Below are 15,488 nucleotides of genomic sequence, written 5' to 3' on the forward strand. Positions count from 1 at the left end.
ATCGTGCACCGCTCCCCGCGCAACACACCATTCGCCGCCACCGAAGGGAAGCCACCATGCCTGGATTCGTTGCTTCGCACACGTCTCCGGCCAACGGCGGCATGGGCACGTTCGAGCTGTCGTGGGAGCTGTTCGGGGAGTTCTGCCGCGCGCTGGCGGTGCGGGTGTCGCAGGAGTACCAGCCGGACCTGGTGATTGGCCTGGCGACCGCGGGCGTCATGCCGGCCGCCACGGTGGCCACCATGCTGCAGGTGGACTTCGAGGCGATGAAGGTGACGCGCCGCGAGCGCGGACAGGTGGTGCACGCGTATCCGCGGGTGCTCTCGCCCACGCCCGTGTCCGCGCGCGGGCGCCGCGTGCTGATCGTGGACGAGATCACCACCAGCGGCGACACGCTGCGCCTGGCGCTGGCGGCCGTGCGCGAGGTGGGGCCGGCGCAGGTGCGCACCGCCACCAGCTTCGTGCGCCCCGGCCGCTACCGGCCGGACTACTTCACCATGGAGACGGATGCCCTGGTCGTCTTTCCCTGGGACCGCCAGGTGATCGAGAACCACGAGCTGGTCACCCCGCCGATCTACGCCTGAACCGGACGTCTCCCACCCCGGGAATCATCCCCGGAACGTGACTTCCTGAGGGAGCGCACCACGTGGAGCCGGTCGACTGCACAACACTTGGTGCGCGACCGAAGGACCTGCTCTCCGTCACTGCGTGGCCGGCCCCGCCGTGACGCAGCCGGCCCCTCGGTTCCGCCGGCGAGATCCTTCGGTCGGCGCCCGGGCACTGAGGCAGGGCAGGATCAGCGCGGCGCCTCCCCCAGAGGGTGTTGCTGAACCTGACCCCGTGATTGGCTTCCTGAGGCTGAGGGAGGCGCCGCTCCTCGATCTGCGGGTACGAAAAACCATGGCGCCGACCGAAGGACCTCGTTGGCACAAACCGAGGGGCTGGTCCCGCGGCATGAAGCCGGCCCCGCCTCGCGGGAAAGCAGGTCCTTCGGTCGCGCGCAGGCGGTTGTGTGGGATATCGGGTTCCAGGTGGTGCGCTCCCTCAGGAAGTCATCGCTTCTTTGTGAGTTTGAGCGTTTGGCAACACCCTCTCAGGAAGACAATCGCCGAGAGGTCTGGCCGACACCATCCTGCTCCGCCGATGTGAAAAAGGCCGCCCCGCAGCAGCGGGGCGGCCTTTTCGCATCATCCATCGATCCGCGAATCACAGCATCTCGTCGCCGCGGATGCCGGGGAGCAGCTCGCGGCTGCCGAGCGTGTCATCCTCCATCAGGCCGCCAAGGATGCGGAGCGCCGGGTCGGTGGGGCCGCCGCCGCCCATGTCCGTGCGCGCGTTGCGGGGGCGCGGAGCGGGGGCGGTCGCCGCGCCGGTGGGCACGCGCGGCCTCGGCTCGGCGGCGCAGGCCTCGCCCTCGCAGGCGGGCTGCCGGGTCGCCGCCACGCGTGCGGCGTTGCCCGTGCGGCCGGCGTACTCGCCCAGCGCCAGCGCGGCGGCGCTGCGCACGCGCGCGTCCGTATCCCCCATCGACTGCACCAGCGGGCCCACCACCCCGCCCACGTCCATCCGCCCCAGTGCCGAGACCGCGCTGCGGCGCACCTCGGGATCCACGTCGTGCGTGGCGCGGATGAGGGCGGTGAGCATGGGCTCGTCCGGCGGCCCGAAGTCGGGGAAGCGCGCCGGCGCGGGCGAGCCGGACGCCGGGGACGCGTGCGGATCCTTTACCCGCACGTTCAGCCGCAGGTCGCTCGCGGAGGCCAGCGGCACGCTCACCGCGCCCTCCCGCTCCGCCGGCGACGACTCCACCGTCCACTCCAGCGCGTGCGGCGGCGGCGCGGCCGCGACGGCGGGGTGCACCGCCACGGCGGGGGCCGGCGGGGGCGCCTCGAAGCCCTCGGGCGACGCCGCCGCCAGGGGGAACAGCGCCACCGCCGCGACGCCGCCCGCCACCAGCGCCGCGCGCCCGGGGACCGCGGCGCGGTCGCGGGCGGCGTCGAGCACCGCCAGCACCCGGCCCTCCAGCTGCGAGCGGCGCGCCATCGCCACGGCGGCGGCGGCGGTCAGCGGGCGCGGGCGAAACGAGCGCGCCACCTCCAGCAGGTGCCCCGCGTAGTCCGACGCGCGGGTGCCGGCGCGCAGCACCCGGTCGTCGCACGCCTGCTCGCGCTCGATGCGCATCTGCCGCGCGGCCCACCACACGCCCGGGTGAAACCAGTACGCCGCGCAGCACAGGCTGGCCAGCGTCTGCCACAGGCAGTCGCGCCGCGCCACGTGGGCCAGCTCGTGCAGCAGCACCACGCGCTTGCGCTCCGCCGTCCATCCGTCCGCGTCGGCGGGCACCAGCACGGCGGGGTGCAGGATCCCCCACGTCATGGGCATGGCGGCGCCGTCCGCGCGCAGCAGGCGCACCCGCTCGCGCATCCCCAGCTCGCGGGCGGCGGCGTGCAGCCGGTCCATCCACTCGCCGCGCGTCACCCGCCGCGCCCCGCGCGCCACCATGCGCACGGAAACCATCGCTACCCCGTACCGCCCCATCGTCACCGCCGCGCCGGCCAGCCATACCGCCAGCACCAGGGTGCTCCAGTCCACCCCGCCCCCCGCGCCTGCCGCCGCGGCCGCCGCGGCGCCGGCGGGCGCGTCCACCGCCACCAGCCGCACGAACGACAGCTCCCAGCGGGGAATGAGCAGCGAGGCGGCGGGAAGCGCCAGCATGGCGGCCAGCGCCAGCGCCCACACCATGTGCCGCGCCGCCGCGCTGCCGCGGCGCAGCGCCAGCGCCGCCAGCGCGGCGGCGCCCAGCAGCACCGTGCCCCGGGCCACCAGCCACAGGGCGGGCGCCAGCCAGGGCGCGGCCACGGACGAGGGAAGCGGCAGGTCCATGCTCACCTCCCCTGGACGCGCGCCTGCTCGATCAGGTCGGCGATGCGGTCCAGCTCCGCGTCGGACATGCGGTGGTTGTCGGGGTCGAGCAGCGCCGCCACCGCCGCCTCGTTGCTGCCGCCGAAGAAGGTGCGCACCATGTGCGTGAGCGCGTTGGTGCGAGCCGACTCGCGCGGCACCATGGGCAGGTACAGGTAGCGCGGGCCATCCTGCTCGTGCCGCAGGTGGCCCTTTTCCTCCAGGATGCGCATCAGCGCGCGCACCGCCGAGTAGCTGGGCGGGTCCGGGATGCGCTCCAGCACGTCGGTCACGCTCGCCTTGTTCAGGCGGTAGACCACGTCCATGATCTGCCGCTCGCGGCGGCTCAGGTCGGTTGCGGTGGGGCTCGTAAGCATGGGCGGGGGATCGGGCTCCGATTGCTAAAGCGCTGGCAGCGCCTGAAGGTTCGTCTCGCGGGCGCGACAAGTCAAGCTCGGCGAGCGCGGGCCGCGCCCGCGAGAGCCCGCGGAGGCGCGGGAAGGGCCCTCCGGTGACCGGCGCGGGCCGCCGTTTCGTCACGGCGCGGAAGGGTGCGCGCAACAAAGGGGTTGCGCTCGGCGCACTCTTACGGAACATTCAGGGGCTGGAAGCGTTTACAGTCGTAAACCGTTGCACGGCCTTCCGTTCGTTTGGCGACATGCCCTTGATTCCGCCCCTCCGCTCCCGCCGCAGCGCCGCCCTCCGGCGCACCCGTGTGCCCCCCGCGCTCACCCATGGACCCGAGAGCATGCCCGCCGCGGGCATCCTGGACGAGGTTCCCGGCGACCTGGGGGTGCTGCTCTGGCGTTCGGTCCGCAACGTGGCGCTGTGGGCGTCTACCCCTGCAGCTCAACGCGGCGCCCTCTTCTGCGGGGGCGCCGCCGACGTTCGCGAGGCGGACGTGGGCCGGCTGCCGGTAGAGCCGGAGCTGGTGGCGCCGCTTTCGGTGATGGTGCGGCTGCTGGAGACGCCGGCGCGGATGGACGTGATGCGGATGGTGAACGCCTGCCGGCGCGTGTCGCTGTGGGCGGAGCAGCGCGGCTCGCTGGCCACGGCCCTGGAGTTCATGCAGGCGGCGGCGCAGACGGCGCCGCAGGTGGCCGCGCTGGCGTACGCGGTGGGCCGCCTGGCGCGCCGCCGCGCCGAGTACGACCGCGCGGAAAGCTGGTACGGACGGGCCATCGTGCAGGCGCGGCGCACCGGCGACTGGCGCACCTACGCGCTGGGCTACTCGGGCCTGGGCAACCTGAACACGCAGAAGGGCAACTTTCCCGTGGCGCGCCGCGCGCAGATGCGCGGCCTGCGGGCGGCCCTGCGCCACAACCTGACGGACCTGCAAGGCATCGCGTTCCACGACCTGTTCGTTACGCACATCGAAACGGGAGCCGGCGCCGATTCCACGTCGCTCGCGGCCCGTGCCTTCGCGGCGTACGGCGCGGACCATCCGTTCGTGCCGCGCCTGGCGTACGACCTAGCGTACCACTGGACGCTGCAAGGGTACTTTGAACAGGCGCTCAGCGTGGCAAGCGCAATGGAACACGTATTCGACGCACCCGCGGAGCTCGCGCTGGTTCTGGGGCTGGTTGCTCGCGCGGCGGGAGGCACGGCGAACGTGCGCGTGTTCGAAGAGGCACGGACCCGGCTGGACGACGTTCTGGGCGCGGGGGCGGAGTACGATACGGCCGCGCGTGCGCTGCTGGGTGTATCGTATGGGGCGGGAAGCCTCAAGCGTTGGGAGCTCGCCGAGGCGACCGCCCTGCGTGCCCTCGAGATCGCCAACCAGAGGCGGGAGGGGCGGGTCGTGATGGCGGCTGAAGCGGCACTCAGCTTCGTACGTTCGCGGCCTGAGCCTTCCCCCCGGATCGAGCCGGAGGAGGTCCAGGCCGTGCTGGCCGGAGAGTTCGTCCGGGCGCTCCGCCGGCGCCCGGCCTTGGCGGGCGCTTAGGTGCCGGTACCCATCGCGCCGCCGCCGCGGTTGGGGGTGGTGGTGTCCGGCGGGGGAGGCACGGCGTCGAGCGCGGCCGGGGCCGCGGTGGGACGCTCGGACGCGGTGGGGGAGCCGGTGCAGCCGCCGATGGCAACAGCCACCAGCAGCCCCGCGAGCAGGCCGCGGATCTTCATAGGGTGCTTCTCCAACTGGATGTGGAAAAAAGGCGCGGAGTTCACGCCTGCGGCAGAAGCTAGGGGATTGCGGCACCCTACGAACGTACATCACCCGTCGTATATCGCATAGTTCCCGACAGATCGAGCACACTGCACCGGGATGGTGCAGCAGATCAAAAAATGTCGTAAGTCATTGCGACTGCCGAAGCTGCAAAGCGGTCGCTCCCATCGGACCGTAACAATCCGCCGGACCGGCGAGCGGCGCGGGCCGGGAGCGGCCGCCGAAAACGGGAACGTGGAAGCCGTCGGCGGGGGTGGCCGTCCGTACGGAGCAGGGAGGATCACGAGGCGCAGGCCGGAATTCCGGCGTGCGCCTTTTCGCGTGCCGGAACGCGGGTGCGGCCGGTCATCCCGGGCATTCGCCGCTCGTCCCCGCCCTCCGCCGCCTGTCACACGGGCGAAGGCTCGTGACGTTGAGAAGGTGGCACCGGCTACAAGGTGCATCCTTCCCCGCATCCCCGAAAGGAGGATCGATCGGGCGACTCGAATCCTACGGAATCCGACATCATCCACCCGACCGGGTAAGGAGCCTGCCATGAAACGAGCCTTGGTAAGACCGCTGTTCATCCTGCTCGCCCTGCTGTCCGCACGCCCCGCCGCCGCGCAGGAGGCGGCCACCGTCACCGGCCGCGTCAGCAACGCGCAGGGACAGCCCGAGGCCGCGGTGCTGGTGCGCATCGAGAGCCTGAACGCCGGCGCCAGCACCGGCGCGGACGGCACCTACCGGCTGGTGATTCCCGGCGCGCGCATCCGCCCCGGGCAGTCCGTGCAGATCACGGCTTCGCGCCAGGGCCTGTCGCCCGTCTCCCGCAGCATCACGCTGTCGCCGGGCGCCACGCTCACCCAGAACTTCGTCATGGCCGCCCAGCTCATCCTCATGGAGGAGGTCGTGGTCACGGGCGCCGCGGGTGCCATCCAGGAGCGCAAGGTTCCCTTCGAGGTCGCCCAGGTGTCCGGCGCCGACATCGTGGCTCCGCCGGCCAGCGCCGCCGCCGCGCTGCAGGGCAGGGTGGCCGGCGCCACGGTGGTGCAGGGCGCCGGCCAGCCGGGCACCGCGCCCTCGGTGCTGCTGCGCGGGCCCAAGAGCATCAACGCCGCGGGCCGAAGCCAGGAGCCGCTGTACGTCGTCGACGGCGTGGTGGTGAGCGGCGCGGCGATCCCGCAGCTGGACGCCGCGGACGTTGCGCACGTCGAGGTGGTGAAGGGTGCCGCGGCTTCCTCGCTGTACGGATCGCGCGCGGCCAACGGCGTGGTGCAGATCACCACGCACAGCGGGAACGGGGGCCGGTTCAACACCGAGGAGTACAATCCCATCCAGGAGAACCCGTTCCTGGCGGTGGCGCACAACCCGCTCAGCACCTTTGCCATCGACGTGGACCCGGCGTCGTACAGCAACGTGCGGCGCTTCATCCGCGACGGGCAGGCCCCGCCGCGCGACGCGGTGCGCATCGAGGAGATGGTGAACTACTTCAGCTACGACTATCCCGATCCGCGCGGCCGGCACCCGTTCGCGGTGGTGGCCGAGGTGGGCGCCGCGCCGTGGAACCCGCGCCACCGGCTGGTGCACGTGGGCATTCAGGGCCAGCGGATGTCGCAGGCGCAGCTTCCGCCCAGCAACCTGGTGTTCCTGGTGGACGTGTCGGGCTCCATGCAGTCGCCGGACAAGCTGCCGCTGGTGCAGGCGTCGCTGCGGCTGCTGGTGGAAGAGCTGGACGCGCGCGACCGCGTGGCCATCGTGGTCTACGCCGGCGCGGCGGGGCTGGTGCTCGACGCCACCCCCGGCGACCGGCGCGAAGTGATCCTGGACGCCATCGAGCGGCTGCAGGCGGGCGGCAGCACCGCGGGCGCGGAGGGGATCCGGCTGGCGTACGAGGTGGCCGCCCGCAACCACGTCCGCGGCGGCAACAACCGCGTCATCCTGGCCACGGACGGCGACTTCAACGTGGGCACCAGCAGCGAGGCCGAGCTGGTGCGGCTGATCGAGGAAAAGCGCGGCCAGGGGACGTTCCTCACGGTGCTGGGCTATGGCACGGGGAACCTGGCCGATGCGCGGATGGAGCAGCTGGCCGACCACGGCAACGGCAACTACGCGTACATCGACGGGCTGGTGGAGGCGCGCAAGGTGCTGGTGCAGGAGATGGGGGGCACGCTGTTCACCATCGCCAAGGACGTAAAGCTGCAGGTGGAGTTCAACCCCGCGCAGGTGCAGGCGTACCGGCTGATCGGCTACGAGAACCGCCTGCTGCGCAGCGAGGACTTCGCGGACGACCGCAAGGACGCCGGCGAGCTGGGCGCCGGGCACTCCGTCACCGCGCTGTACGAGGTGGTGCCCGTGGGCGCCGACAGCGACGTGCGGGTGGGCGACGTGGCCGCGCTGCGCTACCAGCGTCCGTCCACGGAGCCGGTGACGGCGTTCCGGGGGGAGATGATGAACGTCAACATCCGCTACAAGCAGCCGAACGGGGCAGAAAGCGTGCTGCTGTCGCACCCGGTGCGGGCGGCGGCGCGCAATGCGCGGAACTCCGACGACTTCCGCTTTGCCGCGGCGGTGGCGGAGTTCGGGATGCTGCTGCGCGGGTCGGAGCACCGCGGAAGCAGCAGCCTGGACCGCGTGCTCGCCCGTGCCCGCGGCGCCCTGGGCCGCGACCCCAGCGAGCACCGCGCCGGCTTCATCCAGCTGGTGCAGGACTACGCGCGCCTGCAGGCCGACGGCGAGGAGCTTGCCGCGCGGCGGTAGTGGGATGTCGGTAGATCAGCAGAAGCGCGCGCCGGAGGGAAGTCCTCCGGCGCGCGCTCCGTTGAACAAAGGCGGATGTGTGGAGGGGGGGGTTCCAAACGTGGATGTCACACAGGGGCGTGACTTCCTGAGGGAGCGCACCGCGTACAATCACAATCTGCAAACAGGCTGCGCGCCGAAGGATCTACTCCGCCGTGCCGTGGGACCGGCTTCAGGACGTGAAATTAGCCCCACGGTTCTGCCGGCGAGATCCTTCGGTCGGCGCAAAAGTCCATCACATCAGCAGGTTGTCGGACGGCGCCTCCCTCAGGAAGTCAATCGGTTCAGCGACACCCTATCAGCCCAGCGTGACGGCGAGATGCCCTGCGGCTGCATCGTGTTCACCGGGACGGATGGTGATCTCGACGTCGTTCCCCAGCGCGAGCACGCAGCGCGTCAGCCGGTCCTGCGTGAACCCGGTGAGCCGCCCGCGAACGATGGCGGACACCTTGGGCTGATCCAGCCCCATGATCTTCGCGGCCTCGTCCTGCGTCAGCCCGCGACGCTCGATGGTGTCGCCGATGGCCTGAGCGAGCCCTGCCTTGACCAGCGCCTCGCCGGGGCTGGGCAATCCCAGGTCGGCGAAGACGTTGCCCGATCCGCTCTCGAACCGCGTGGGCTTCTCGTCCGGATTCTTGTTGCTCATCTCTCTCCTGCGTTGCTACGGCAGCCCCTGAGCGCGTCCCTGTACCGCCTGGCGATCAGGTCCTCTTCATGTCTCGGAATCTCGCCGCCCTGCCTGGACTTTTTCTTGTGACAGTAGAGCACGTAAACGTAGCCCGGACACTTGAGCGTGTAGTAGAGCCGATACGTATCTCCAGCTTCATCGGAAGCGAGTTCGACCACTCCGGCGAGCCGTCCCCTCATCGCCGATGCATTTCGAGCCATCCGGCTCTGCTCCGCCAGAAACAGCCCCTGCCCGAACTCCGATTTGACCTCGTCCGGAAATCCGCGCAACGTTTCCCGCGTCCCCGTCTCCCACTCCACCCTGCGCGCTTCGTCCATGCGTCCTCATAATGCTAGATTTAGCATGCACTGTCAAGGCGGACACCCGCCCACAAGCGGAGCGATGCCGTGGCGCGTTCACTCCGCTCACATGTGCGCAGGAATTTCGTGGAAGAATTCGTTCTTTGGAAGAGGTCAATGAAGATGGCATGCACCACGGGCTTAGGCGTTTCCCACTCCGCCACGCCCGCAGGGTGTCAGCAAAAGAAGGCGCGCCCCGGACCATCCGGGGCGCGCCTTGTGTGTCGAATCCAGCAAGGGTGGATTCAGGCCATCGTCACGCGCCGAACAGCTGGCAGGCGTTGGCCAGGTCCACGTTGCCGCCGCTGACGATGATGCCGATGCGCATGCCGCGGAACGCGTCGGGGTCGGCGAGCAGGGCGGCCAGGGGGACGGCGCCGGAGGGCTCGACCACGATCTTCATCCGCGTCCACAGGAAGCGCATGGCCTCGACGATCCCCGCCTCGGTGACGGTGCGCATGTCGGAGACGTGGGCGCGGACCAGGGGAAAGGTGATGCGGCCCAGCGCCGGCGTGCGCAGGCCGTCGGCGATGGTGGGCGGATTGCGCACGGACTGCACGGTGCCGGTGCGGAACGAGCGGGTGGCGTCGTCCGCCAGCTCCGGCTCCACGCCGATGACCCGGCAGCCGGGCGAGGCCGCCTGCGCCGCCAGGGCGCTGCCGCTCAGCAGCCCGCCGCCGCCGCAGGGGGTGAGCAGCGCGTCCAGCGGCCCGGTCTCCTCGATCAGCTCCAGCGCGGCGGTCCCCTGCCCCGCCACCACGTCGGCGTAGTCGTAGGGCGGAATCAGGCTCATCCCGCGCTCCTGACTGAGCTGCGCCGCCAGCTCTTCGCGAGACTGCGTCTCCTTGTCGTACAGGATGACTTCGGCGCCGTAGCCGCGGGTGCCTTCGATCTTGGACGCGGGCGCATCCTCGGGCATCACGATGGTGGTGCGGACGCCCAGCAGGCGGCCGGTGAGCGCCACCGCCTGCGCATGGTTGCCGGACGAGTACGCCAGCACGCCGCGCGCGCGCTCCTCGTCCGTAAGCCGCGAGACGGCGTTGTAGGCGCCGCGGAACTTGAAGGCGCCGCCGCGCTGCAGGTTCTCGCACTTGAAGAAGACGGTGGCGCCCAGCCGCTCGTCCAGCGTGCGCGACGTCATGACCGGCGTGCGGTGCGCCACCCCTCGCAGCAGCTCCGCCGCCGCGCGCACGTCGTCGGCGGTGGGGAGCGCGGGGGCGTCTGTGAACAGATCCGAAGCCATCAGACAATGCGTCAGTGTGTGGCCGTGTTCTACCGACGGCCGAAGTACTCTGCCGGGGCAATCCACCCGGCAAAGCGGGAACGTGCAGAGATGCAGACGACCCGCCCTGAAGGTACAGGAGGCGGGTCGTTTCTGCAGCGGGCGTGCTCGGCGAGCGCCGTGTCGATCTCAGCCTGCCGCGAGTCGCGCCTTGTAGTCCCTGGGACACCACAGCTTGCCGTCGTGGGTCGTCAGATCGGTGTCGGGAAACTCCATGCCGCATTCAGAGCACAGTGCGATATCCGGCCCCTGTGTGGTGTATTCAGCCGGCTTCACGTACGCGGCATGCAAAAGCGCAATCGCGTGAATGATGAGCCAGGAGCCGTCAGAGGTTGCCTTGATGAATGAGACGACGAATAGAATCAGCGTTCCGGTTCCGAAGTAGCCCTTGTAGATATGTCCTCCGCCAGCAATGAAGAAGCTCACCACGACGGCGATTCCATTGGTGCGAGGCCTTTTCCCCGGAGGCGAGAACCGCTCGGTAGCGAATGTGACAAGTGAAGCAACGATCAGAACATTGAGGATGAGTCCAAAAGTGATCAATTCAAACATTGTTGCGACCGGGTGAGAAGGAATGGATCCGTCCGCAGGCGCAGAGCTAGAGGCACCGGCGTTGAACTCGTCAGGGTCCGAGCCCCACAACGTAATGGCGCAAAATGACGCAAGCAAGGCTCGTCTGTGCGATGAGCTCAAGCATCGCTTCGCTCCTCCGCGCTTCCCTCACTCGTTCACGTGCAGCCAGTCCAGCCTGGCTTCGGGGGCGTAGCGCTCCAGCAGCCTGCCGGTTTCGGCAGGGTCCGCCAGGAGCTGGGCGATCTGGGCAAGCGCGCGCAGGTGCTCTTCCGCGCGCTCGGCGGAGCTGACGAGGACGAAGAGGAGGCGCGCGGGGCGGCGGCCGTGCGGAAGGGGCACGCCCTCGCGGCTCACCCCCAGCACCAGCACGGAGCGCGGCAGCCCCGGCAGCCGCGCGTGGGGCAGCGCCACGCCGGGCACGATCTCCGTGCTGTAGGCCTGCTCCGACGCCTCCAGCGTCTCCGCGACGGCGCGCGCCGTATCCGCGTCGAACACGGAGCCCAGCATCTCGCGCATCGCGTCGCCGAAGTCCGCGGACTGCACGCGGACGACGCGCTCGGGCACCAACGTGCCGGAGATCGCTTCCACCGCCCGGTCCGCCGGCGCCTCGGACTCCGGCGCGTAGACGGCCAGGAAGCTTTCCGGCGCAAGGTCCGCCAGCTCGCCGGGCAGGCGCGCCAGCCGCGGGTGCCACGCCACCGTGCCCCGCCGCGCCCCCATCAGCACCACCAGGTCCTCGCGCCGCAGCGACGCCCGCAGCCACGCGTCCAGCGCGCCCCAGTCCGCCACCGACTGCCACTCCGCCGCCGCCTGCGGCCGCACACCGGCGTGCACCGCCTTCAGCCGCTCCGCGTCCCGGCCGATCACCACGCCCGCCATCCCCGCGCCGATGCCGGCGGCGATGCGGTTCACGGCCGAGAGCGCCGCCTGAAAGCCGGGGTGGCGGTCGATGCCGGGCGGACACAGCACCACCAGCCGCCGCGTCACGCTCAACGGGTGGCCCAGCTTTGCCACCAGCACCATCTGCCGCGTGCGCTCCAGCAGCTGGTCCAGCACCGTGCCGAAGATGGCGCGCGCCCCCGTCCGCCGCCCGTCCCAGCCGATGATGACCTCGGTGCTGCGCGTTTCCGCGATGCCGCGCACGATCCCCGCGGCCACGTTGGCGTCCACCCGCGTCAGCGGCGCGGTGGGCACCTCGGCGGCGGCGGCGTGGTGCACGGCGTGGCCCAGCATCCGCTCCGCCTCGGCCACCCACGCCTCCGTCGCGCCGCCCTCCTGGGGCGCGACCGTCAGCGGATACAGCGGCTCGTCGCCGTCGCGCCCGCGCACCACGAAGGCCAGGTCCATCAGCGCTTCCGCCGTGGCGGGGTTGGCCAGGGGGATCAGGATGCGGCGCGGCGCCGAATCCGGATTGTACGGCTTCTGCTCCTCGCGCGCGGCCAGGCGCCGGCCGAAGCGCTCCACCGCCCAGGGGCCGGCCAGGCAGGTGGCCAGGATCATCAGCACCACGCCGTTGACCTCGGTCTGGTCCAGCAGCTCCAGCTCGTAGCCCACGAGGACGATGGCCAGCGTCCCCGCCGCGTGCGGCACCGTCAGGCCAAAGACCACCCATCCCTCGTCCGCATCGTAGCCGAACGCCTTTTCCGTCACCCTGGCCGCCAGCCACTTGCCGGCGATCACGCCCACGGTAAGGACGATGGAGATGGTCCACGCCCGGGCGCTGTCCAGCGCCCGCACGTTCACCAGCATCCCCACGGAAAGCAGGAAGAAGGGGATGAAGATGGTGTTGCCGACGAAGTGGATGCGGTTCATCAGCGGGCCGTGGCTGGGCACCAGGCGGTTGAGCGCCAGGCCGGCCAGCAGCGCGCCCACGATGGGCTCCACCCCGGCCGCGTGCGACAGGTACGACACGGTGAACAGCGCGGCGAGCACGAAGATGAACTCCGCCCCGCCCTCCCCCGCCTGCCGAAAGAACCAGCGCCCCAGCCTCGGCAGCCCCCACATCACCACGCCCACGTACACGCCGAACGAGACCGCCAGCCGCGCCCAGAACCCCAGCGTCGGCGCGCCGCCGCCCGCCGAGTTGGCGACCACGGCCAGCAGCAGCAGCGCCAGGATCTCGGTCAGGATGGTGCCGCCCAGCGCGGTGGTCACCGCCTCGTTGCGCACGATCCCCAGCCGGCTGGCGATGGGGTACGCCAGCAGCGTGTGCGAACTGAACGCCGACGCCAGCAGCAGCGCCGAGCCGGTGGAGTAGCCCAGCGCCAGTCCGACCGACAGTCCCAATGCGGCGGGGAGCCCGAACGAGAGCAGGCCGAAGACGATGCTGCGGTTGCGGTAGCGGTTGAACTGGTGCAGGTCCAGCTCCAGCCCCACCATCAGCATCAGGTAGAGGAGCCCGACGGTGCCCAGCAGCACGATGGTCTGGTCGCGCGCCAGCAGCCCCGCCCCGTGCGGCCCCACCGCCGCGCCCGCGACGATGAGCCCGATGACGCCGGGGACGCGCACGCGCTCGGCCAGGATGGGCACGGCAAGAAAGAGGAGCGTCGCCAGCGCGACGATCAGGACGGGGTCCGTGAACGGCGGGGTGGGGATGATGGACAGCAGCGGTGCGGGCATCGGCTTCCTTGGCCGTGGGTGGTTGAGGCCCAGGTCAGGGAGCAGGGACCGGTGCCCTCCTCCAGACGGCTATGCGGGTGCTTCGGCGTTTTGCCGCCGCGGGTTCCGTGCCGGTCGTGCAGTGACTACAAAGGATTGGGAGTGGTTCGTAGCACAACGAACGGCATCGAACTGCGTCCGCCGGGGGCCCCTCCCCCGGCCCCTCCCCGCTCGTTCCTCACGGAGAGGGGAGAATTCGATCGCGCTACGATTGGGTTCGGCGCGAGCGGCGGGCGCCCCCCTCTCCCGGCCTCTCCCCCATACACTGCATGGGGGAGAGGAGAATTCGATCCCGCTCCGGACACCCTGTCGGGCGCGACACCCTCCCCCGCGCGGTTTGCGGGGGAGGGCCGGGGTGGGGGGCGTTCGCGGACGCAGCCCGATGCCGTTCGCGCGCCTCAGTACTTCGGGATCGACGGGTCCACCTGGTCGGACCAGGCCAGGATGCCGCCCTTGAGGTTCAGCACGCGGTCGTAGCCGTGGCGGCGCAGAAAGCCCAGCGCCTGCGCGCTGCGGGCGCCGCTGCGGCACTGCAGCACGATCTCCTCGTCCGGGCTGATCTCGTCCATCCGCTCGGGCACCTGCTTGAGCGGAATGAGGCGCGCGCCGTGCGCCTCCAGGTTGCCGATCTCCCATTCGAACGGCTCGCGCACGTCGATGATGGTCAGCCGCTCGCCGCGGTCCAGGCGCTCCTTGAGCTCCGTCGGGGTAATCTCGGGCACGTCGTCGTTCATCCGGTTCTCCGTCACGGCCTCCGCGGGCGCGTACCCGCAGAAGCGCTCGTAGTCGATCAGCTCGTGGATCGTCGGGGCGTCGCCGCAGACAGGGCAGGCCGGGTCGCGGCGCAGGCGCATCTCGCGAAACCGCAGCCGCAGCGCGTCGAACAGCAGCAGGCGCCCGATGAGCGAATCGCCCTGTCCCAGCAGCAGCTTCACGGCCTCCAGCGCCTGCACGCACCCGATGATCCCCGGCAGCACGCCCAGCACCCCGGCCTCCGCGCACGACGGCACCTCGCCCGGCGGCGGCGGCTCGGCGAACAGGCAGCGGTAGCACGGCCCGCGCCCGCCCCAGAACACCGACGCCTGCCCCTCCCACCGCAGGATGGAGCCGTAGACGCACGGCTTTCCCTCCAGCACGCACGCGTCGTTCACCAGGTAGCGCGTGGGAAAGTTGTCCGTGCCGTCGATCACCACGTCGTACCCGCGCACGATCTGGCGCGCGTTGGCGCTGGTCAGGCGCACGGGGTGGCCCTCGACGGCGACGTGCGGGTTGATCCCGGCGATGCGGTCGCGGGCGGAGTCCAGCTTGGGGCGGCCCACGTCCGGGGTGCCGTGGATGACCTGGCGCTGCAGGTTGGTGGTATCCACCACGTCGAAGTCCACGATCCCCAGCGTTCCCACCCCCGCCGCGGCCAGGTACATCGCCACGGGCGAGCCCAGCCCGCCGGCGCCCACCAGCAGAACGCGCCCCGCCTTCAGCCGCCGCTGCCCCTCCGGCCCCACTTCGGGAAGGATGAGGTGGCGGCTGTAGCGGATGGATTCGTCCTGCGTGAGCGCGGGCAGGCTGGCCGGGTCGCGAGTCTCCATAGGGGACAGGTTACAGGGGACAGGGGACAGCCAGCAACACCCGGCGCGACGACGTTGCGCGCAGAGCAGCAGCTACCCTTTGTGGATTCGGGATGAGACGCAGACGCCGCGGGAGACCGCGCGGCAAGAGTTCCGACCGTCGCGCCAGGTCAGGTGAGCACGGCGCTACATCAAAAGTCTGTCATCCCGGGGCCCGGCCACGAGAAACCGTCCGCACACGCAAGTGGTTGCAGGGCCGAGGGATCTACTTTCTGGCTGCTCGAACTCCGACGCGGCAGCCCGCACCGCAACTGCCGCCCGCGGCATGGCCGGACGAAGCCGATGGTCCTGCGCATAAGAGCGTGTTAAGAATCCGACGCCGCGCATCCAGGCAGATCTACCAGCGCTGTCATTCCGAGGCCCGGCCACGCCGTAGCCTGCTTTCACACCAGATGTTGCAGGGCCGAGGAATCCCCTGTCGGATTGCTGGAGGGCAGACGCGGTAGCCCGTGCTTACCTTGCGGCTACGACACGGGCGGACAGGGCC

Annotated in this window: 12 protein-coding genes; 3 read left to right on the forward strand and 9 right to left on the reverse strand. The window is 70.8% G+C overall.

The genetic code is table 11. The annotated features are described in order from the left end of the window. Positions 1-56: 56 nt before the first annotated feature. Complete coding sequence (locus VGC13_RS27020; RefSeq protein WP_331128438.1) at positions 57-584, forward strand: phosphoribosyltransferase; 528 nt, start codon at positions 57-59, stop codon at positions 582-584. Positions 585-1,206: 622 nt separating this feature from the next. Here the strand turns inward: VGC13_RS27020 and VGC13_RS27025 are convergent. Continuing rightward, positions 1,207-2,880, reverse strand: a complete 1,674-nt coding sequence (locus tag VGC13_RS27025; RefSeq protein WP_331128439.1) for a M56 family metallopeptidase — start codon at positions 2,878-2,880, stop codon at positions 1,207-1,209. A gap of 2 nt (positions 2,881-2,882) precedes the next feature. Then, complete coding sequence (locus VGC13_RS27030; RefSeq protein WP_331128440.1) at positions 2,883-3,275, reverse strand: BlaI/MecI/CopY family transcriptional regulator; 393 nt, start codon at positions 3,273-3,275, stop codon at positions 2,883-2,885. Positions 3,276-3,646: 371 nt separating this feature from the next. Between VGC13_RS27030 and VGC13_RS27035 the strand changes: the two genes are divergently transcribed. After that, positions 3,647-4,843 carry a hypothetical protein gene (locus tag VGC13_RS27035; protein WP_331128441.1) on the forward strand — a complete coding sequence of 399 codons (1,197 nt, stop codon included), beginning with the start codon at positions 3,647-3,649 and terminating at the stop codon, positions 4,841-4,843. Here VGC13_RS27035 and VGC13_RS27040 read toward each other — a convergent pair. Further along, positions 4,840-5,034 carry a hypothetical protein gene (locus VGC13_RS27040; protein WP_331128442.1) on the reverse strand — a complete coding sequence of 65 codons (195 nt, stop codon included), beginning with the start codon at positions 5,032-5,034 and terminating at the stop codon, positions 4,840-4,842. The genes VGC13_RS27035 and VGC13_RS27040 overlap by 4 nt on opposite strands. 562 nt (positions 5,035-5,596) lie before the next feature. Between VGC13_RS27040 and VGC13_RS27045 the strand changes: the two genes are divergently transcribed. Continuing rightward, a complete protein-coding gene (locus VGC13_RS27045; protein ID WP_331128443.1) occupies positions 5,597-7,798 on the forward strand; it encodes a YfbK domain-containing protein in 2,202 nt (733 codons plus the stop codon). Positions 7,799-8,135: 337 nt separating this feature from the next. Here VGC13_RS27045 and VGC13_RS27050 read toward each other — a convergent pair whose 3' ends face one another. The 6 genes from VGC13_RS27050 to moeB form a co-directional block, all read right to left on the reverse strand. Continuing rightward, positions 8,136-8,483, reverse strand: a complete 348-nt coding sequence (locus VGC13_RS27050; RefSeq protein ID WP_331128444.1) for a helix-turn-helix transcriptional regulator — start codon at positions 8,481-8,483, stop codon at positions 8,136-8,138. Further along, positions 8,480-8,842: a type II toxin-antitoxin system RelE/ParE family toxin gene (locus VGC13_RS27055; protein ID WP_331128445.1), complete on the reverse strand. Its 363-nt coding sequence runs from the start codon at positions 8,840-8,842 to the stop codon at positions 8,480-8,482. Before VGC13_RS27055 ends, VGC13_RS27050 begins: the two co-directional genes overlap by 4 nt. A 277-nt stretch (positions 8,843-9,119) precedes the next feature. Further along, positions 9,120-10,106 (reverse strand): threo-3-hydroxy-L-aspartate ammonia-lyase, encoded by a 987-nt coding sequence (locus VGC13_RS27060; protein ID WP_331128446.1) that lies wholly within the window; start codon positions 10,104-10,106, stop codon positions 9,120-9,122. 168 nt (positions 10,107-10,274) lie between these two features. Continuing rightward, positions 10,275-10,697, reverse strand: a complete 423-nt coding sequence (locus VGC13_RS27065) for a hypothetical protein (protein WP_331128447.1) — start codon at positions 10,695-10,697, stop codon at positions 10,275-10,277. 168 nt (positions 10,698-10,865) lie between these two features. Then, positions 10,866-13,337, reverse strand: coding sequence for a cation:proton antiporter (locus VGC13_RS27070; protein ID WP_331128448.1), 2,472 nt, complete (start codon positions 13,335-13,337; stop codon positions 10,866-10,868). A 437-nt stretch (positions 13,338-13,774) separates the two neighbouring features. Further along, positions 13,775-14,962, reverse strand: coding sequence for a molybdopterin-synthase adenylyltransferase MoeB (gene moeB, locus VGC13_RS27075; RefSeq protein ID WP_331128449.1), 1,188 nt, complete (start codon positions 14,960-14,962; stop codon positions 13,775-13,777). Between the last annotated feature and the right edge of the window lie 526 nt (positions 14,963-15,488).

Source organism: Longimicrobium sp., assembly GCF_036399255.1.
In the GTDB taxonomy this organism is placed as follows: domain Bacteria; phylum Gemmatimonadota; class Gemmatimonadetes; order Longimicrobiales; family Longimicrobiaceae; genus Longimicrobium.

Coding starts and splice junctions, on each gene's coding strand:
- VGC13_RS27045 (WP_331128443.1), top strand. CDS start 5,597: ATGAAACGAGCCTTGGTAAGACCGCTGTTCATCCTGCTCGCCCTGCTG.
- VGC13_RS27055 (WP_331128445.1), bottom strand. CDS start 8,842: ATGGACGAAGCGCGCAGGGTGGAGTGGGAGACGGGGACGCGGGAAACG.
- VGC13_RS27025 (WP_331128439.1), bottom strand. CDS start 2,880: ATGGACCTGCCGCTTCCCTCGTCCGTGGCCGCGCCCTGGCTGGCGCCC.
- VGC13_RS27035 (WP_331128441.1), top strand. CDS start 3,647: ATGCCCGCCGCGGGCATCCTGGACGAGGTTCCCGGCGACCTGGGGGTG.
- moeB (WP_331128449.1), bottom strand. CDS start 14,962: ATGGAGACTCGCGACCCGGCCAGCCTGCCCGCGCTCACGCAGGACGAA.
- VGC13_RS27060 (WP_331128446.1), bottom strand. CDS start 10,106: ATGGCTTCGGATCTGTTCACAGACGCCCCCGCGCTCCCCACCGCCGAC.
- VGC13_RS27050 (WP_331128444.1), bottom strand. CDS start 8,483: ATGAGCAACAAGAATCCGGACGAGAAGCCCACGCGGTTCGAGAGCGGA.
- VGC13_RS27070 (WP_331128448.1), bottom strand. CDS start 13,337: ATGCCCGCACCGCTGCTGTCCATCATCCCCACCCCGCCGTTCACGGAC.
- VGC13_RS27020 (WP_331128438.1), top strand. CDS start 57: ATGCCTGGATTCGTTGCTTCGCACACGTCTCCGGCCAACGGCGGCATG.
- VGC13_RS27065 (WP_331128447.1), bottom strand. CDS start 10,697: ATGTTTGAATTGATCACTTTTGGACTCATCCTCAATGTTCTGATCGTT.
- VGC13_RS27030 (WP_331128440.1), bottom strand. CDS start 3,275: ATGCTTACGAGCCCCACCGCAACCGACCTGAGCCGCCGCGAGCGGCAG.